General features: G+C 66.9%; 16 protein-coding genes and 1 riboswitch. Of the genes, 7 read left to right on the top strand and 9 right to left on the bottom strand.

The genetic code is table 11. The features are described 5' to 3' along the window. Positions 1 to 27 precede the first annotated feature (27 nt). From ACK4HJ_RS07495 to ACK4HJ_RS07475, 5 genes are all read left to right on the top strand, one after another. On the top strand, positions 28 to 2346 hold the full coding sequence (locus tag ACK4HJ_RS07495) for a TonB-dependent receptor (protein WP_409829427.1): 2319 nt from the start codon (positions 28 to 30) through the stop codon (positions 2344 to 2346). A gap of 121 nt (positions 2347 to 2467) precedes the next feature. After that, a complete protein-coding gene (locus ACK4HJ_RS07490) occupies positions 2468 to 3028 on the top strand; it encodes a YcnI family protein (protein WP_409829424.1) in 561 nt (186 codons plus the stop codon). A 54-nt stretch (positions 3029 to 3082) separates the two neighbouring features. After that, positions 3083 to 3580, top strand: a complete 498-nt coding sequence (locus ACK4HJ_RS07485) for a copper chaperone PCu(A)C (RefSeq protein ID WP_409829421.1) — start codon at positions 3083 to 3085, stop codon at positions 3578 to 3580. Positions 3581 to 3678: 98 nt separating this feature from the next. Continuing rightward, positions 3679 to 4584, top strand: a complete 906-nt coding sequence (locus ACK4HJ_RS07480) for a PhaM family polyhydroxyalkanoate granule multifunctional regulatory protein (protein WP_409829419.1) — start codon at positions 3679 to 3681, stop codon at positions 4582 to 4584. Between the two features lie 48 nt (positions 4585 to 4632). Further along, entirely contained in the window at positions 4633 to 5973 is a 1341-nt protein-coding gene (locus ACK4HJ_RS07475; RefSeq protein WP_409829416.1) for an FIST N-terminal domain-containing protein, read from the top strand. A 57-nt stretch (positions 5974 to 6030) separates the two neighbouring features. On the opposite strand, the gene ACK4HJ_RS07470 is transcribed toward ACK4HJ_RS07475, so the two are convergent. Next, positions 6031 to 7353 (bottom strand): hemolysin family protein, encoded by a 1323-nt coding sequence (locus tag ACK4HJ_RS07470; protein WP_409829415.1) that lies wholly within the window; start codon positions 7351 to 7353, stop codon positions 6031 to 6033. A gap of 105 nt (positions 7354 to 7458) precedes the next feature. Continuing rightward, on the bottom strand, positions 7459 to 8640 hold the full coding sequence (locus ACK4HJ_RS07465; RefSeq protein WP_409829413.1) for a PhnD/SsuA/transferrin family substrate-binding protein: 1182 nt from the start codon (positions 8638 to 8640) through the stop codon (positions 7459 to 7461). A 232-nt stretch (positions 8641 to 8872) separates the two neighbouring features. Here ACK4HJ_RS07465 and ACK4HJ_RS07460 point away from each other — a divergent pair, with 232 nt between their 5' ends. Both ACK4HJ_RS07460 and ACK4HJ_RS07455 read left to right on the top strand, forming a co-directional pair. After that, positions 8873 to 10087: a sulfite oxidase gene (locus ACK4HJ_RS07460; protein WP_409829410.1), complete on the top strand. Its 1215-nt coding sequence runs from the start codon at positions 8873 to 8875 to the stop codon at positions 10085 to 10087. Between the two features lie 5 nt (positions 10088 to 10092). Continuing rightward, positions 10093 to 10431, top strand: a complete 339-nt coding sequence (locus ACK4HJ_RS07455; RefSeq protein WP_409829407.1) for a c-type cytochrome — start codon at positions 10093 to 10095, stop codon at positions 10429 to 10431. 47 nt (positions 10432 to 10478) lie between these two features. On the opposite strand, the gene ACK4HJ_RS07450 is transcribed toward ACK4HJ_RS07455, so the two are convergent. The 7 genes from ACK4HJ_RS07450 to ACK4HJ_RS07420 all read right to left on the bottom strand — a co-directional run bounded on the left by ACK4HJ_RS07450 (position 10479) and on the right by ACK4HJ_RS07420 (position 16850). After that, entirely contained in the window at positions 10479 to 11798 is a 1320-nt protein-coding gene (locus ACK4HJ_RS07450; protein ID WP_409829406.1) for a D-amino acid dehydrogenase, read from the bottom strand. A 94-nt stretch (positions 11799 to 11892) separates the two neighbouring features. Then, positions 11893 to 12004, bottom strand: a riboswitch (glycine riboswitch). A gap of 278 nt (positions 12005 to 12282) precedes the next feature. Further along, entirely contained in the window at positions 12283 to 12702 is a 420-nt protein-coding gene (locus ACK4HJ_RS07445) for a YXWGXW repeat-containing protein (protein WP_409829404.1), read from the bottom strand. A 212-nt stretch (positions 12703 to 12914) separates the two neighbouring features. Continuing rightward, the gene (locus ACK4HJ_RS07440) at positions 12915 to 13334 is read right to left on the bottom strand and encodes a YXWGXW repeat-containing protein (RefSeq protein WP_409829401.1); all 420 of its coding nucleotides are present in this window, start codon (positions 13332 to 13334) and stop codon (positions 12915 to 12917) included. Positions 13335 to 13667: 333 nt separating this feature from the next. Beyond that, entirely contained in the window at positions 13668 to 14069 is a 402-nt protein-coding gene (locus tag ACK4HJ_RS07435; protein ID WP_409829398.1) for a hypothetical protein, read from the bottom strand. 15 nt (positions 14070 to 14084) lie between these two features. Beyond that, entirely contained in the window at positions 14085 to 15428 is a 1344-nt protein-coding gene (locus tag ACK4HJ_RS07430; protein ID WP_409829395.1) for an ABC1 kinase family protein, read from the bottom strand. After that, on the bottom strand, positions 15415 to 15987 hold the full coding sequence (locus ACK4HJ_RS07425; RefSeq protein WP_409829392.1) for a DUF2867 domain-containing protein: 573 nt from the start codon (positions 15985 to 15987) through the stop codon (positions 15415 to 15417). The genes ACK4HJ_RS07430 and ACK4HJ_RS07425 overlap by 14 nt, the downstream gene beginning before the upstream one ends. After that, positions 15984 to 16850: a TetR/AcrR family transcriptional regulator gene (locus tag ACK4HJ_RS07420; RefSeq protein WP_409829390.1), complete on the bottom strand. Its 867-nt coding sequence runs from the start codon at positions 16848 to 16850 to the stop codon at positions 15984 to 15986. The genes ACK4HJ_RS07425 and ACK4HJ_RS07420 overlap by 4 nt, the downstream gene beginning before the upstream one ends. Between the last annotated feature and the right edge of the window lie 172 nt (positions 16851 to 17022).

Raw genomic sequence — 17022 nt, 5'->3', positions numbered from 1 at the left:
TATTTGGCTTGAAATTCAGGAGTTCCCATGCGCAAAAGCCGCATGGTGCTGGTCTTGGCCAGTGCCTTTCCCATCGTCCTGGGCTGCACGTTCACCGGGGCTTCCCCGGCGTTCGCCCAACCCGCTGAGCCCAGCAATGCCCCCGTCAAGGAACTGGGCGTGGTCACCATCACTGGCGGCCAGCCAACCTCGCTGCCCACGCAGATTCCCACCACCATCGAGGGCGTGACGCGCGAGCAGATCGAGCACGCGATCAACGCCACCGACAGCGAAGACGCCCTCAAGTACCTGCCCAGCCTGCTGGTGCGCAAGCGTTACATCGGCGACTACAACCATGCCGTGCTGTCCACCCGCGCCTCGGGCACGGGCAACCCGGCGCGCTCCATGGTGTTTGCCGACGGCATCCTGCTCTCCAACTACCTGGGCAACGGCCCCACCAACGCGCCGCGCTGGATGCTGGTCACGCCCGAGGAGATCGAGCGGGTGGATGTGCTCTACGGCCCCTTCTCGGCCGCCTACGCAGGAAACTCGGTGGGCGCGGTGGTGGACTACGTCACGCGCATGCCGACCCAGTTCGAGGCGCACGGCAAGGTCAGCGTCCAGCACCAGCCGTTTGACTTGTATGGCACCAACGCCACCTATGCGGGCAAGCAGGTCAGCGCCTCAGTGGGCAACAAGAATGGCGACTGGTCGTGGTTCATCAACTTCAGCAAGACCGACAGCGAGGGCCAGCCGCTGACCTTCCCCACGCGCCTCGTGTCTGCAGGCACCGTGGGCAACTCAGGCACGCCCGTCACGGGTGCCGTGCCGGGCAACAACCGCAGCAACCAGCCCTGGTACTTGCTGGGCACGGCCACGCAGTACCACACGCAGCAAGACCACATCAAGGCCAAGATCGCGTACGACTTCTCGCCTACCGTGCGCGCAGCCTATACCTTGGGCTGGTGGCACAACGAGTCCAAAGGCCGCCCCGCCAGCTACCTGCGCGACGCCAATGGCAATGCGGTCTACAGCGGCATGGTCAACATCAACGGCCGCTCGTTTGCGCTCACGCCCACGGACTTCAACGTCTCCAACGAGAACCTCACGCACTTTATGCACGGCCTGTCGGTCAAGAGCCGCACGCAAGGCACGTTCGACTGGGAGGTGGTCGCCAGCCTGTACGACTACCACACCGACACCCTGCGCGCTGCCACCGTGGCGATGCCTGTCGCGCTGAACGGCGGGGCAGGGCGCATCGTCAACAGCAAGGGCACGGGCTGGAACACGCTGGCCGCCAAGGGCACCTGGCGGCCGGGGGGCATGCAGGGCACGCACATCGTGGACTTTGGGCTGCAGCGCGACAGCTACCAGTTGCGCACGGTGGAGAACGCCACGGCGAACTGGATCAACGGCGCTGCGGGCGCCCGCAACCAGGCCTTCAACGGCGACATCCAACTGCTGGGCCTGTGGGCGCAAGATACCTGGAAGATTGCGCCCCAATGGAAAGCCGTGCTGGGCGCCCGCGCCGAGCGCTGGAGTGCCAGCAACGGCCAGACCGGCAACGCCACCACCACGCTGAGCCATCCCGGGCGCAACGAAACCTACTTCTCGCCCAAGGCTGCCGTGGCCTACCAGGCAAATGACCTGTGGGTGCTCAAGGCCTCTACCGGCCGTGCGGTGCGCATGCCTACCGTGTCCGAGCTGTACCAGGGTGGCATCAGTGGTAGCGGCACGCTCATCAACAACGATCCGAATCTGCGGCCCGAAAAGAGCTGGACGACGGAGCTGACGGCGGAGCGCGACATGGGCAACGGGCTGCTGCGCCTGACCGCGTTTTTTGAGCGCACCAAAGACGCGCTGTACTCCCAGACCAACGTGCTCGTCACGCCCAACGTGACCAATGTGCAGAACGTGGACGCCATCCGCACCAAGGGGCTGGAGCTGTCGTACCAAGCCGCCAACGTCTTCGTGCGCGGGCTGGAGCTGGGCAGCAGCCTGACATGGACGGATTCCAAGATCACCCGCAACGACAAGTTCCCCGCCAGCGTGGGCAAGTGGCAGCCGCGCATCCCTGAATGGCGCGCCACCGCCGTGGCCACCTACCGCCCCGACGACCAATGGTCGTACACCCTGGGCGCGCGTTACAGCGGCAAGCAATACAGCACGCTCGACAACACCGACGTGAACGGCTTTGCCTACCAGGGCGCGAGCCGCTACTTCACCACCGATGTGCGGGTGCGCTACCAGATCACCAAGCAGGTCAGTGCTGCCGTGGGCATCGACAACCTCAACAACTACCAGTTCTGGAATTTCCATCCCTACCCGCAGCGCACCTACATGGCCGAGCTGAAAGTTAGTTTGTGACTCCCCTGAGCGGCTTCGCCGCATACCCCAAGGGAGACGCCCCGGCCGTTGCGCGGGGGGCACTGGCGCGGTGGGGCGCCAGTTTGAAAGCAATGAATCGTTCAAACGAAAAGGTTGAAATATGAAAACGAATACTATGAAAAAGATAGCTGCTTGCGCTTTTCTGATAAGCGCTACAGCCCATTTTGGCACTGCATCTGCGCATGTGGTGCTGGAATACCAGGTCGCCCCGGCGGGCGCCAGCTACAAGGCCACGTTCAAGGTCGGCCATGGCTGCGGCGGCTCGCCCACGCGGCAGATCGCGGTGGACATCCCCGCGAGCATGCGCGGCGCACGCCCCATGCCCAAGCCGGGCTGGGCGCTGGAGGTGCAGCGCGAAAAACTCACCCAGCCGTACACCAGCCACGGCCGCAGCATCACCGAAGACGTGGTGCGCGTGACCTGGACGGCCAAGACCGCGGAGGACATGCTGCCCAATGCCCACTACGACGAGTTCGTGCTGGTCGCCGCCACGCCCGAGCAGGCCGGCACCGTGTACTGGCCTGTGCGCCAGGCCTGCGCCGAAGGGCGCAATGATTGGGTTGAGCTTCCGAAGCCCGGCCAAAAACTCTCGGACCTGAAGTCCCCTGCCGCCGCGCTGGAAATCCTGCCCGGCGCCGGCGCGGGTACCCACAATCACTGACCCGATCTGCGATCTGTTGCCTCCCGCCTCTCCGTTAAACAAGGAATATTTGCCATGACAAAACTGCTTCGCACCACTGCCCTCACCGCCACGCTGGTGGCCGCATTCGCCTCCACCTCAGCCTGGGCGCAGACCGCCGCCGTCAAGGTCGAAGGCGCCTGGGCCCGCGCCACTGTGCAGGGCCAGAAGGGCACCGGCGCCTTCATGCGCCTCACCGCACCTGAGGGCGCCCGCCTGGTGCGCGCCGAATCGCCCGCTGCAGGCGTGACCGAAGTGCACGAGATGAAGATGGAAGGCGACGTAATGAAGATGCGCGCCATCCCAGCGCTGGACCTGCCCGCCGGCAAGCCGGTGGAACTCAAGCCCGGCGGTTACCACGTCATGCTGCTGGACCTGAAGGCCCCGCTCGCCAAGGACACGGTGGTGCCTCTGACGCTGGTCTTCCAGGACGCCAAGGGGGCTGAGAGCAAGCTCAACCTCAGCGTGCCCGTCGCCACCACGCCGCCGGGCGGCGGCGCAGCGGCTGGCCACGGGCACGGGCACAAGCACTGACAGGATGAGCGCGACGGGGCGGGAATCTGCCCGTTCCGGCGGCGACGCATTGGAGTAAGCTGTGCCCTCACCACAGACCCACCTCTTGCGGAGCGGCCATGAGCGACACATCCAACAACTTCGGTTTCGGCAAATTCGTCCCCGGTTTTGACTTTCTGCAAAGCCTGGCCAAGGGGGCGTCCAGCAGCATTCCGCAGTTGCCCAACCTCTCCAACTGGGTGGCGCCCACCATCAGCGTGGAAGAGCTTGAAAAGCGCATCGAAGAGCTCAAGGCTGTGCAGTTCTGGCTGGAGCAGAACTCGCGCGCGCTGGCCGCCACCATCCAGGCGCTGGAGGTGCAGAAGATGACCCTGGCCACGCTCAAGGGCATGAACTTCAGCATGGGCGACGTGGCCAACGCCTTCAAGCTCAAGACCGCCGATACGGTGATGAGCGGCGTGCAGAAAGCCGCCGACACCGTGACCGGCGCCGCAGAGGCCGTGACCAGCGCTGCCGCCCGCGTGACGGGCCGTGCCGCTGCTGAAGAAGAAACCCCGGAAGAGATAGAGGCCGACGCCGAACCGGCACCCGCTGCGAAAGCCAAGCCCAAAGCCAAGGGCAAGACTGCGGCGGCGGCCGAGCCCGCCGTGGTGGACCCGATGCAGTGGTGGGGGGCGCTCACCAGCCAGTTCCAGCAGATCGCCGCCAACGCCATGAAGGACGCGGCCAAGCAGACCGCCATCGACACCACCAAGAACATGGCCACGGGCTTGGCCAAGGAAGCCTTCAAGACGGCCAGCGGCATGGCCAGCCAGTTTGCGACCAAGGGCATGCAGACCATGCAAGGCGGCGCCAAGCGGTCTGCCGCTTCGGGCACCTCCAAAAAGACCACTGCAGCGAAGAAGCCTGCTGCATCAACCCGCAAAGCCGCGGCCAAACCTGCTGCCAAACGCGCCGCTCAATCCGTACGTCAACCCGCTGCCAAAAAGGCCGGCAGCAGCGCCGCCCGCAAGCGAGCGGGCTGACCGCCGCGCACGCAAGGGCGCGCTGCACCCGGCACGGAGACTCCCACCATGAAACTCTTTCCCACCGGGCACGCTACCCATCCGCAGTGGCGCATGGCGGCCGCGCTGGTGCTGGCGCAATTGCGCGCGCAAATGGCTCTGCCCGACTACGCTGCGGCGCCCACGCTGGGCCTTCTGTACATCACCGACCACTACGCGAACGATGCTCAGGCGCTGCTGGACTACCTGAGCGTCGAACTGCCCGAGGTGACCGACTGGAGCGGCACCGTGGGCGTGGGCGTGTCGGCCAACAACGCCGAATACTTTGACGAGCCCGCGCTGTCGGTGATGCTGCTGGACGTGCCGGCCGACCAGTACCGTGTGTTCTCGGGCGTGGCACCGCTGCCCAGCCACACACCCAGCCCGGGCAACGGTTTTGTGGCCCACACGGCCCTGGTGCATGCGGATGGGCACACGCCCGAGCTGGCCGAGTTGTTGGCCGAAGTGGCCGCGCGCACCGACGCGGGTTACCTGTTTGGTGGCCTCAGCGCCAGCCGCACGGCCAGCGTTCAGTTTGCCGTGGGCGGCAACGGCAACATCGCCGGGCAGGGCGCCGCGGGCGGCGTGTTCCACGGCGGGCTCTCGGGCGTGGCGTTCGGGGCTGGCGTGGCGTTGCTGTCGCGGGTCACGCAGGGTTGCCAGCCTGTGGGCGCGCTGCACACCATCACGCAGGCGCAGGACAACGTCGTGCTGCAGCTGGATGGCGATGCGGCCCTGGATGTGCTGCTGGATACGCTGGAGGTGTCGCTCGACGGCGACCCGCAGCCCGCGCTGCGCAAGGTGCGGTCTACGCTGGCCGGCCTGGTGAACGCGGGCGAGCAAGCTCAAGGCCTGCGCCGCACGGGCCACTTTGGCACCAACACGCGCGTGCGTCACATCGTGGGCCTGGACGGCAGCCGCCGCGGTGTAGCGCTGGCCGAGCATGTGCAGGAGGGCATGCGTCTGGCCTTCTGCCAGCGCAACGTGGCCGCCGCGCGGGCGGACCTGACGCGAATTTGCGCCGAGATCCGTGAGGAACTGGCGCCTGAAGAGCTGGAACCGGCGCCGCTGATGTCCGCATCGGGCGATGGATTGCTGCGCGCGGCGGCAGATGCCACGCGGGACACCGCACACGGCGCTCGCCCACCCCCGAGGTCGGCGCGGCGCATCTGCGGTGCGATCTACGTCAGCTGTTCCGGCCGGGGCGGTCCGCATTTTGGCGGCCCCAGTGCAGAGTTGCAGATCGTGCGGCATGCGCTGGGCGATGTGCCGTTGACCGGGTTCTTTGCGGGCGGCGAAATTGCCCACCACCACCTGTACGGCTACACGGGTGTGCTGACCGTGTTCGTGGACGCTGAGCCCTCGCCGTAGTGAGATTGAAAAGGGCTTGCTGGCTAGAGCACAGCAAGCCCCCCCCGGCAGGGCCGGTCAGCCCGCGCCGTTCTCGTCGGACTCGGCTTTTTCCTCGGGTGTCAGCCGCGTGGCCAGGATCTTGTCGATCGTCTTGCCATCCATGTCCACCACTTCCAGCTTCCAGTCCTCCCACTGCACCGTGTCGGTCACCTTGGGCAGGCGGCCCGTCAGCAGCATGATCATGCCGCTGAGCGTGTGGTAGCGCCCGCGTTCTTCCTCAGGCACGGTGTCCAGGTTCAGGCGGTCCTTCAGCTCGGGCACGGGGATGTGCCCATCCAGCAGCCAGCTTCCATCCTCGCGCTGCAGCGCCCAAGATGTCTCTGGGTCGCGCGGCTGGAACTCGCCGGTGATCGCCTCGATGAGGTCCTGCAGCGTGACGATGCCCTGCACCTCGCCGTACTCGTCGATCACAAAGGCCATGTGCACGTCCGACAGGCGGAAGTTGTCCAGCAGCTCCATGCCCGTGATCGTTTCGGGCACATACAGCGCCGTCTGCAGCGGCTGATCCGCCAGGTTGTGGGCATCGTCGCGCAGGCGGCGCGACAGCCACTGGCGCGCATTGATCACGCCCAGGATGTTGTCCATGCCCCCGCGCACCACCGGAAACCGCGCATGGTCCGACTCCTCGATGCACCGCAGGTTGTCCTCAAAGGGCGCATCCACGTCCAGGCACACCACGTCGCCGCGCGGCACCATGAGTGAGCCGATCTGGCGGTCGTCCAGACGGAACACGTTACGCACCATCGTGTGCTCGTGCGACTCGATCACACCGGCCGTGGTGCCCTCCACCAGCATGGCGTGGATCTCTTCTTCGGTCACCGGGCTGCCGCTGGTCTCCTTGACCCCCAACAGGCGCAGCAGCGTGCGCGTGGAGGTGGACAAGAGCAGCACGAAGGGCTTGGTCGCCAAAGCCAGCAGGTTGATGGGGCGCGCCACCAGGCGGGCAAAGGTCTCGGGGTAGGACTGGCCGATGCGCTTGGGCACCAGCTCGCCCACCACGATGGAGAAATAGGTGATCAGCACCACCACCAGGCCGGTGGCCGCGTAGCTGCCAAAGGGCATGGGCACCCCCAGCGCTTCCAGCCACAGGGCCAGGGGGCCGGCCAAGGCGGCCTCGCCCACGATACCGTTCAGCACGCCGATCGACGTGATGCCGATCTGGATGGTGGAGAGAAAACGCGTGGGGTCTTCGCCCAGCTTCACGGCGGCGGCGGCGCCGCTATCGCCCTCATCAATCAGCTTTTGCAACCGCGCCTTGCGGGCCGTGACCAGAGCGATCTCTGACATGGCAAACAGGCCGTTGAGGAAGATGAGGGCGAACAGTATTGCTATTTCCATACAAAGGGCGCCTTGCGCGCCCTTGGGTGTTGAGAAGCGGGCCATTGTACGGAAGGGGGTGGCGCCCCCTGGCAGTCCCTCGCCGGGCGACAGCGCCAGCTACCTTCACCCGCCTTCGGTGGGCAGGCCGGCGGCATCCCATTCCGGCAGGCCGCCTCTGAACCAGTACACCGATTTGAAGCCCTTTTCGGCTGCCACCTTGGCGGCCTTGTATGACTTCCAGCACTCGGCGCCATTGCACGCAAAGATCACCGGCTTGGCCTTGTCCAGGTTGGGCAACTTGTCCAGCGCCTGGAAGTCGTCCTGCCCCGCATTGAAGGCCACGTCCTTAAGGCTTTTTTCCACATAGGCCGCAAACACAGCGCCGCGGATGCGCTTGGTCTTGAATTCCTTTTCGGTGCGCGTATCCACCAGCATGGCGCCCTTCGCCAGCAGGCTCTGGGCTTCTTGCGCCGTGATGCGGCTCACGCCGGGCAGGCTGGTGGGCGTGAACAGGCCCAGCTCGGCCACCCGGCGGTACTCCGTCGCCTCGGGCCGGACGGTGGCCGACGGCATGCCCGTGCTGGAGGCCGACGTGGCAAACCACTGCGCCAGGCGGGCGCGTGTTTCTGCGGGCAGGTCCTTCTTCACCACCACCGAGAACCCGCCGGGCACGGGCTGCGAGGTGCCCAGCACACGCACATTGCCAGCCTGCGCGGCCGACCACTCAGCCCAATCGTCCTCGCGCACCACAGTGGCATCGGCCGTGCCCAGGGTGAGGGCGGACAGCCCGGCCTGCGGAAACTTTTCATACTGCACCGCGCGCAGGTCCTGGAACGACAGGCCTGCCTCGTTGAGCATGCCGCGCGCCATGTAGGTGTAGAGCGAATCCTGCTGCGGCAGGTACAACCTGCGCCCCTTCATCGCTGGCACGGCGTCGATCTGCTGCAGGCCCACCAACAGGTACTTGTCGGACTTCTGGGTAGAGCCCACCAGCTCATAGCCCCGCTGCAGTGCGGACGCGGCCACCTGGGCGGGGCCGATGAAGATGTCATAGCCCGCGCTGCGAGTGGCGCGCATGGCATCGGCCAGGTCGTCGCTGGTGGTCAGCGCCACGGGCTGCCCAGCGGCCTTGCTCAGTCCCGCCTCGGCAGAAGCGCGCAGGATGGAATGGGCGGCCTTGCGTGCCGTGGGCTCCACCGCCACCAGCGCTGTCAACTGAGCGGCCGCTGGACCTGTTGCCAGGCACAGTCCCAGCAGCGCCAAGGCTGCGGGCCGGCTGAATATGTTGTTTTTTGATGCTGTCATGGCGCTTCTCCTGCATGTCCGATCAGCGCGAATATGACCACCGGGCGCGAATCTCCGTACGGGTCTTTCTCTGTTTTTGCGTTTTTTACGTTTGTTAACGAAATGTTGCGGGCTGTGCGGCAAGCCAGAGCCACAGAATGCGGTCTGGCCCTGCTGCTGGCCTTCCTCTCTGCGCGCACCGTGCCTACCGCCGCGCGTCTGTCGGTCAATCCCTCATTTCGGAGATATCCCCATGAAAGATTCCACGACTCTGCCACGCCGCCACATGCTTGCAGGCAGCGCAGCCGCGTTGAGCGCCCTGGGCCTAGCAGGCTGGGCCGGCAGCGCCCGGGCGCAGCAGGCAGCAGCCCCCGCAGCCAAGCCGCTGCCCGCGTATGCCGGCTGGAAGACACCCGAGGCGCTGATCGTGCACAGCACGAGCACGCTGGAGACACGGCGCTCTGCCTTTGGCACCAGCGTTATCACGCCGTCCAACCAGCTATACGTACGCAACAACCTCCCTGCGCCCGACGCTGCCATCCTGGACAACCGCGACGCATGGACGGTGTCCATCGAGGGGGTCAAGAGCCCGCGCAGCCTGACGTTGGCCGAACTCAAGACGCTGGGCGTGGAAACCGTGGCCACCGTGCTGCAGTGCTCCGGCAACGGGCGCGGATTCTTCCCCAGCAAGCCCAGCGGAACGCCCTGGACGGTGGGCGCGGCCGGCTGCGTAGTCTGGAGCGGTGTGCCGCTGCGCAACGTGGTGGCGGCCTTGGGTGGGCTGGCCGACGGTGCGGCCTACCTGACCGGCACGGGCGGCGAGAAGCTGCCCGAAGGCGTGGACCCGCTCACGGTGCTGGTGGAGCGCTCCGTGCCCGTGAAGGCGCTGGACGACGCGCTGCTGGCCTGGGAGATGAATGGCGAGCCGCTGTCGCTGGCGCACGGCGGCCCGCTGCGCCTGGTGGTGCCCGGCTACCAGGGCGTGAACAACATCAAGTACGTCAAGCGCGTGGCCTTCACCAGCGCACAGTCCCAGGCGCGCATCATGTCGCACGGCTACCGGATGTCGCCCCCTGGCAGCAAGGCCAGCCCCGACCAGCCCTCGGTGTGGGAGATGGGCGTGAAGTCCTGGATCAACGGCCCGCTCCCCGACAAGGGCGCGCTCAAGCCCGGACAGGTGCAGGTGCACGGCGTGGCCTTTGGCGGCACGCGCGGCATCAAGGGTGTGGAAGTGTCGGCAGACGGCGGCAAGACCTGGCAGGCCGCCAAGCTGATCGGCCCGGACCTGGGCCCCTTTGCGTGGCGGCAGTTTGCGCTGCCCGTGCGACTGGAGGCGGGCACGCATGTGCTGGCCAGCCGCGCCACGGACACGGCAGGCAATGTGCAAGGCGAGGAGCGTGAGGAAAACGTTGGCGGCTACAACAACGCCAGCTGGCGCGACCATGCCGTCACGCTGACTGTGGCTTGATGGAGATGACATGGTTTGACCGGGCGTGTCGCCCTGTGTTGGCGCTGTGTGCTGCCAGCGCCTGCTCGGTGGGCTGGGCCACCGACCCTGCCGAGCTGGCGCGGGGCAAGGAACTGTTCACCAAGATCCAACCCGCCTGCGCTGTGTGCCACACCTTGCAGGCCGCTGGTGCCGAAGGGCAGGTCGGCCCGGTGCTCGATGAGCTCAAGCCCGATGCGGGCCGTGTGCTGCGCGCGTTGAAGAATGGCATCGGGTCGATGCCGTCCTATTCCGAACGCATGAGCGAGAAAGACATGCAGGCCGTGGCGCGTTTTGTGGCGCAGGCCACGGGTGCGGCCAAGTAGGCGCGCGCGGGCCGGCTTGAAGGCGGGCTGAGCGCCAGGGGCGTACTTCAGGCCGGCGTTCGCGCTGGCTGCGGCAAGGCCCCGGCGGCCTTTCCCTCCATGCCCTGGAACGCAAAGTCCACCTCCGGCACCCGGCCGCTCACGATGTCGGCCAGCGCCTTGCCCGAGCCGCAGGCGTGCGTCCAGCCCAGCGTGCCGTGGCCGGTGTTGAGGAACAGGTTGCCCACTTTCGTCTTGCCGATCAGCGGCACGTTGCTGGGCGTGGCGGGGCGCAGGCCGCTCCAGAACTGCGCCTGGGTGGTGTCGCCCGCGCCGGGGAAGAGCTGCTCCACGCGCCGCACGATGGCCTCGCAGCGCACCTGGTTCAGGTGGCGGTCGTAGCCGTTCAGCTCGGCGGTGCCGGCAATGCGCAGGCGATCACCGCCCCGTTCGCTGGTGTAGCGCGAGAACACGAGCTTGAACTCATCGTCCGTCAGGCTCACCTGGTGCGCCTTGCTGGCGTCCTTCACCGGCATGGTCACCGAGTAGCCCTTGGCCGGGTAAATGGGCAGCTGGATACCCAGCGGCTGCGCCAGCAGCGGGCTGAACGAGCCCATGGCCAGCACAAACGCGTCGCCACGCACACGCTCGAAGCGGCCTTCGGCATGGGTCACTTCCACATGGTCGATGCGGCCACCGGCCTCGCGCAGTGCGGTGATGTGGTGGCCCATGCGGAATTGCACGCCCGCGGCCTCGCACAGTTCGGCCAGCTCGCGCGTGAACTGGTTGGCGTCGCCGGATTCGTCCTCGGCCGTGAAGGTGGCGCCAGCGAGCTGCGGGCGGATGTGGGCCAGCGCGGGTTCAAGGCGCACGGCCTCGTCGGCGCTGATGACCTGGCGCTCGCAGCCCAGCGCGCGCATCTGCTCGGCCGGGGCCAGGGCGCTGTCAAACTCCTTCTGGTTCGTATAGAAGTGCAGGATGCCCTGCGTGCGCTGGTCGTACTGGATGCCCGTGGCGGCGCGCAGCTGCTGCAGTGTGTCGCGGCTGTAGGTGCCCAGCCGCACGATCTGCTCGATGTTGTGGCGCGTGCGCGCGGGCGTGCAGTTGCGCAAAAAGGACAGGCCCCACAGCCACTGCCGCATGTCGGCGCGCAGGCGGAACAGCAGAGGCGCGTCTTCCTTGCCCAGCCACTGCAGCACCTTGAGTGGCGCGCTGGGGTTGGCCCAGGGCTCGGCGTGGCTTACCGAGATCTGGCCGCCGTTGGCAAAGCTGGTTTCGGCGCCGGGCGCGCCCTGGCGGTCGATGACAGTCACCTCGTGGCCAAGTTGCGAGAGGAAATAAGCCGAAGTCACGCCGAGCAAGCCGGCGCCCAAAACGATCACGCGCATGATTTTCAAAGCCTTTCTGGGCTCTGGCGCTTGATGGACGGGCGCTGAAAGCTATTGAATCAATAGCAAGCAGCTGGCGCACGTCTGCCAAGCTGCCGCTCCCCCTGTCCTTGGTACCTGAGAGATTCACCGCCACCCACCCGGGTTGCGGCTTGCTCCTTCGGTGCGCTTCGCGTTGCGCGAAGCGGCTCTCCAGACGGCTTTGATGAATGGTGCAGTACGGGACCTGAGCGTGTATGGGAGTTTGCGCCTTCGGTGCAGCACGTCGGCCAGTGTGGCGCGGCGGGCTGCTCTCCTGCAGCGCTGAAGTCTACGCGCGTCACCCCGCTGCCCGCGCGCAAAAGCGGGCTTATGGGTCGCAACAAATGCTGATGCAAGAAAAAAACGGCGGCCGGTGCATCTGCTGCAGCGGCCGCCGGGCTGGCGTCTGGGCCTGGAGGTCACCGCTTCACGACGACCTTTGAACCCGAGCTTAACGTTGGCTTTATCGGCGATAGGGATCGTTGGGGCGATTGTCGTAACGGTTGGGTACGCCGTCACCGTCGCGGTCCCAGCCGCCGCGCTGGATTTCCCAGCGGCCGTCACGCTGCTCCCAGCGGGGCTCGCGGTAGCGGTAGCCGGGGCGCGCCTTTTCCCAGTGGCCCTTCACCCACACGTGGCGGTTGCCACGCCAGTCCCAGTAGCCGGGCACCCATACCTGGCCGCGTCGCGCCTGGGGCACGGCTTCGCGGCGGGGTGGTGGCGGGGCGGGGATGACGTAGCCGGGCTGGCCCACTTGCACGGTGACGGTGGCAGGTGGCGCGGCATGTGCAGGGGCCGCGGTGCCCATCAGCGCCGCCAGTGCCAAAGCGGCAGCAGCCAGCGGGGTGCGAAGCGTCGAAGAGGTCTTGGTATCAGCAGCCATGATGAAACTCCTTGTTGGACTGGTTTTGCAGCGGCGGCCGGTACGGGGCGCGCTCTGCTGCGGGGCTGAGGTTTGACAGGGCCACATCGTCTGACGAGGTGAGGTGGGCGGGCTGTCGGCCCCGCACAGTGCGCGGTGTAGGTCGACGTGCCTCTGCCCTGTGCACCTCGCGGCCGTCTGGCCGTGTGGCGATGGCCGGCGATCGGCCGTGATCAGCGGCGGTAGGGGTTGTCCGGACGGCGGTCGTGGCGGTTGGGCACACCGTCGCCATCGCGGTCCCATCCGCCGGGTTGCATGTTCCAGCGGCCGCCGTGTTCCACCCAGCGCGGCTGGCGGTAGTGGTGGCCTGGGCGGGCCTTCACCCAGTGGCCTTGCATCCACACATGGCGGTGGCCGCGCCATTCCCAGTGGCCTGGCACCCACACCATGCCGCGGCGGGGGTGGGGCGCGGCTTCATAGCGCGGAGGGGGTGGGGCGCGGTGGTATTGCACCTGCACGGGGGCCGGGGTGCGATATTGGGGGGCGCCAGTCTGGATGACGACGGTTGCGCTGGTCTGCGCCTGCGCCACGCCAGCGGCGCCCAGCGATGACAGCAAGGCGATGGAAACTGCAGCGAGTGCATTGCGGGCCATGGTGTTCTCCTCAAAAGTGATTCCTTGCGGAACCGGGAGACTTCATGGTGCGGGTGCTGCGTCAAGCCGGCGTAGTGGTATTGCGAAGTCTTGTGAAGTTGTGTTTCGGCCTGGGGAGGCGCCTGGCGCAGGTGTGATTTTTTTCACGCCAGTGTCCCGAGTTAGAAGTTCGCTGAAAAAATAAAGATGTCGAAATCGTTGTCAGGCAAGGCGCAAACCACAGCGATAGCAGTAGCTATCGCGAGGATTTGCAACGCCGCATGGCGGCGATTCTCGATATCTTTATGCAACGAATTGCCAACTCGGGACACTAGGCACGCGCATGGGCCGCGCTCAGCTCCACCACACCAGCGCGGCAATCAGCATCAGCGCGAACCACGCAGGGTGCGCGCCCCGCGTGGCACCAAAAACCAGCACGCCGCTGGTCAGCGTGGCGAGGCCCACCACGTCCACCACCCACATCGCCAGCGCCGCATCGGGCGCAGCCGTGCCCAGCCGCCACAGCAACGCGCTCAGCGCCCAGCCCAGCAGCGTGACCACATGCCAGGTGCCCCACAGGATGCGCACCTGCCGCTCGCGCAGAACGGGGTGCCCGCCCGTGGGCACCAGGCCCCGCGTGCGGCGCAGTTGGCGAAACACCAGGATCTCGCCCAGCACCGAATGCGCAAGCCCCACCAGGGCCAGGCCTGCGGCGGCCAGCAGCAGTGTCGTGTTCATGCTCGTGCTCGGGTCCATGGCGATGTGTCCTTTTCATTCAGAAGATGCCGGGTGCGGCCTCTGCACCCACGGCGTTGGGGTATGCACCCGCGCGCCCAGTTGCGTGAGCAGGTGCATGAGCCCCATCCACATGCGCTCGAACGCGGGCATTTCTCCGGGCACCTGCTGCAGGTGCCTGCCTAGCACGCGCTGGTCGGCGGGAGGCGTCAGCGGCGGCGGGCGCTTGGCGGCAAAGTCAAACACCGCCTGCGTGAAGGGCTCGACCTGCCATGCCTGCGCCTCGGCCAATGCAGGCGCCACCTCGGTGCGGTAGGTGTGCAGGCCCACGTCGGCGCGGGCCAGGCCCAGGGCCTGGTAGGCCTGCAGCACCTGCGCGTCGCGCTCCGGGTCGCCCGCAGGCCGCAGGAGGGCCGACCACGCCCGGCCCACCTGCTCGCGAAACGCGGGCGACAGGCTGCGCGTGCAGCCAAAGTCCAGCACGCCCACCGTGCCATCGGGCGCAAACACAAAGTTGCCCGGGTGCGGGTCGGCATGAACCCGGCCGAGCACAAAGATGCAGTGCATGAACCAGTCCCACAGGTGCTGCCCGGTCTGGTCGCGCTGAGCCTGCGTGGGCCCTGTGGCCAGCCAGGCCTGCAGCGGCTGGCCTGGCAGAAACTGCTGCGTAAGCACCTGGGTGCGGGTGTGGGAGAGGATGGGCTGCGCCATCACCACGCCCGGCCGTGCCGCGTGCTGCGCAAACCACTGCAGCTGCTCGGCCTCCTGCAGGTAGTCCACCTCGCGCAGCAGCGTGGTCTCGATTTCGGCCATCACACCGTCCACCACCGTGTTGGCGGGCAGGGGCAGATCGGTGTGGGCCAGTGCGCGCAGTGTGGTGCGCATGAGCTGCATGTCGCTGGCGATGGTGGCGGCAATGCCGGGGTACTGCACTTTCACAGCCACCGTGCCGTGGCCCGCCAGCTGTGCACGGTGCACCTGGCCCAGGCTGGCGGCCGCAAACGCCGTGGGCTCGAAGTGGTCGAACAGCGCCTCGGGCTCTTGCCCGAAGGCCTGGCGGAACACACGGCCTACCAGCGCGCGGTTGAGCGGCGGGGCCTGGTGGTGCGCGCGCGCCAGCTCGCGCCGCACGCCCTCGGGCAGCAGCTGCGGGTGCATGCTCAGCAGCTGCGACACCTTGAGTGCCGACCCACGCAGTTGCCCCATCGCGCCAAACAAAATGCGGCCCAGCGCGGCCTCGTGCTCGGCCTGCGCCTGGGGCGAGCGCTTGCGTGTGCGGTGCGAGAGTTCTGCCATGCCAATGCGCGCCGCTGCCAGCCCGGTGATGGCGCTGCGCGCCAGTTTGCCGGTGCGCGGGGCCTCCGCTTTAGCTTTGGTCATGGCCTGCCAGGCGTTGCGCCGTGCCGCGTGCAATCACGCGGTGGAACGGCGTGACCACCGCCATGTACGCATGGCCCAGCGTGTTGTGGATGTGCACCACCGTGCTCAGCACCACGGTTGGCGCAGCGCCCGCAGCGGCAGGCGGCTGCTTGCAGATGGATACCTGCACGTCCAGGTGCTTGTCGTCCTGGCCCATCACCACTTCCATGTCGCTGAGGTGGCGGATGCGGAAGATGCCCACTCGGTCGCCCACCTGGTAGCTGCGCGCGTCCCGCAGGACGCGGCCGCTGGCGGGCGGGTTGCCGTCGTGCAGCTGGCCCAGGTCTTTCAGGCCCACAAGACGCACCGCTTTGTTCCGCACGCCCATGAGGGCGCGCGTCCACAGCGGCGTGCGGCACGCCACATCCAGCCACGACTGCAGGGCAGAACGCGCGGGGTGTTGGTCGGCCACCTCATAGGCATTGGAGAAGTGGGCGCCCGGCAGGGTGGCGTGGATGGCCGTGCCGGGTGGCACGTGGGTGGTGCGTGCGGAGGACGGCACGGTGGGTGACGTCTTCATGGCGCACTCTTGCGGGGTTTGCGAGCGGGTGCTGGGGTGGCGGCCGGAGCGGCCTTGGCGCGCGCGGCGCGGGCTGGTCGTGGCGCAGCAGGGGGCGATGAGGCGGATGGCGGGGAGGACCGGGGCGCTGAGGGCGGCACCGTGCCCAGCGTGTGCCGCGCCAGCTGCAGCAGCCCCAGCAGGCTGCTGCGGTGATGCGCCATGCGCGCCATCTGGCTGCGCAGCACAAAGCCGCCCAGCTCCAGCACACGTTGGACGAGCCCGCTGCGCAGCATTTGCACCAGCACACCCAGCGACAGGTCCACCAGCTGTGTGGTGTCGGCAAACTCGTCGGACGTGTCGCCCAGCCAATACGTCACAACGCCCGCCAAATAGTCCGTGTACAGACTGCCGGCCGCACCTTTGAAGTCGCAGGGCTCGATCTCGCCGCTGGTCTCGGCGGCTTCCAGAAAGCCCATCACCACCTCGCGCAGGCGTTGGCGGGCCGCCAGGGGCTCGGCCAGCATGGACAGCGGCGAGCGCTGCGCCAGCCCGCGCACCTGGGCCACAAACTCGCGGTCGGCCAGCAGGCGCTCCAGCACGGCGTCGGTCAGGCGCTGCAGCTTCTCCTGCAACGCATAGCCGTCAAAGCCGGGCGTCTGCAGCGCGTCGTCCAGCGCCTGCTGCACCGTGTCGTCCAGGTAGCCCACCACGATGCGGTCCTTGGTGGGGAAGTACTTGTAGATCGTGGCGTCGCCAATACCGGCAGCGCGCGCGATGTCCTTCATCGTCGTACCGTCAAAGCCGTGGCGGGTCATCAGGTCCACCGCGCTGGCCACGATCTGGCGGCGCGTGGCGTCTTGCTGCTGGCGGGTTTTTTTCATCTGACTATCCTTAAATCGGATCTGAATGTGATTTAAAGAATAGTAATTTTTGTTAAAGGCGTCAAGCAAGCATGCTCTTGCGGGCGGGGTTGTACTCTCGCCTGTATCGCCAGTTTTAGATATTTTTGGCCTCTAACGCTTGCCTATCAAGCGCTGGCAGCTATACAAAGAA

It is taken from the genome of Acidovorax sp., assembly GCF_046294525.1.
Taxonomy (GTDB): Bacteria; Pseudomonadota; Gammaproteobacteria; order Burkholderiales; family Burkholderiaceae_C; genus Acidovorax.
The sequence above is the reverse complement of the archived record's forward strand: the minus strand, read 5'-3'. Positions and strand labels throughout refer to the sequence as shown.

Bases quoted from the DNA above. Each gene is read 5' to 3' on its own strand.
- ACK4HJ_RS07495 (WP_409829427.1), top strand. From the start codon at position 28: ATGCGCAAAAGCCGCATGGTGCTGGTCTTGGCCAGTGCCTTTCCCATC.
- ACK4HJ_RS07490 (WP_409829424.1), top strand. From the start codon at position 2,468: ATGAAAACGAATACTATGAAAAAGATAGCTGCTTGCGCTTTTCTGATA.
- ACK4HJ_RS07485 (WP_409829421.1), top strand. From the start codon at position 3,083: ATGACAAAACTGCTTCGCACCACTGCCCTCACCGCCACGCTGGTGGCC.
- ACK4HJ_RS07480 (WP_409829419.1), top strand. From the start codon at position 3,679: ATGAGCGACACATCCAACAACTTCGGTTTCGGCAAATTCGTCCCCGGT.
- ACK4HJ_RS07475 (WP_409829416.1), top strand. From the start codon at position 4,633: ATGAAACTCTTTCCCACCGGGCACGCTACCCATCCGCAGTGGCGCATG.
- ACK4HJ_RS07470 (WP_409829415.1), bottom strand. From the start codon at position 7,353: ATGGAAATAGCAATACTGTTCGCCCTCATCTTCCTCAACGGCCTGTTT.
- ACK4HJ_RS07465 (WP_409829413.1), bottom strand. From the start codon at position 8,640: ATGACAGCATCAAAAAACAACATATTCAGCCGGCCCGCAGCCTTGGCG.
- ACK4HJ_RS07460 (WP_409829410.1), top strand. From the start codon at position 8,873: ATGAAAGATTCCACGACTCTGCCACGCCGCCACATGCTTGCAGGCAGC.
- ACK4HJ_RS07455 (WP_409829407.1), top strand. From the start codon at position 10,093: ATGACATGGTTTGACCGGGCGTGTCGCCCTGTGTTGGCGCTGTGTGCT.
- ACK4HJ_RS07450 (WP_409829406.1), bottom strand. From the start codon at position 11,798: ATGCGCGTGATCGTTTTGGGCGCCGGCTTGCTCGGCGTGACTTCGGCT.
- ACK4HJ_RS07445 (WP_409829404.1), bottom strand. From the start codon at position 12,702: ATGGCTGCTGATACCAAGACCTCTTCGACGCTTCGCACCCCGCTGGCT.
- ACK4HJ_RS07440 (WP_409829401.1), bottom strand. From the start codon at position 13,334: ATGGCCCGCAATGCACTCGCTGCAGTTTCCATCGCCTTGCTGTCATCG.
- ACK4HJ_RS07435 (WP_409829398.1), bottom strand. From the start codon at position 14,069: ATGGACCCGAGCACGAGCATGAACACGACACTGCTGCTGGCCGCCGCA.
- ACK4HJ_RS07430 (WP_409829395.1), bottom strand. From the start codon at position 15,428: ATGACCAAAGCTAAAGCGGAGGCCCCGCGCACCGGCAAACTGGCGCGC.
- ACK4HJ_RS07425 (WP_409829392.1), bottom strand. From the start codon at position 15,987: ATGAAGACGTCACCCACCGTGCCGTCCTCCGCACGCACCACCCACGTG.
- ACK4HJ_RS07420 (WP_409829390.1), bottom strand. From the start codon at position 16,850: ATGAAAAAAACCCGCCAGCAGCAAGACGCCACGCGCCGCCAGATCGTG.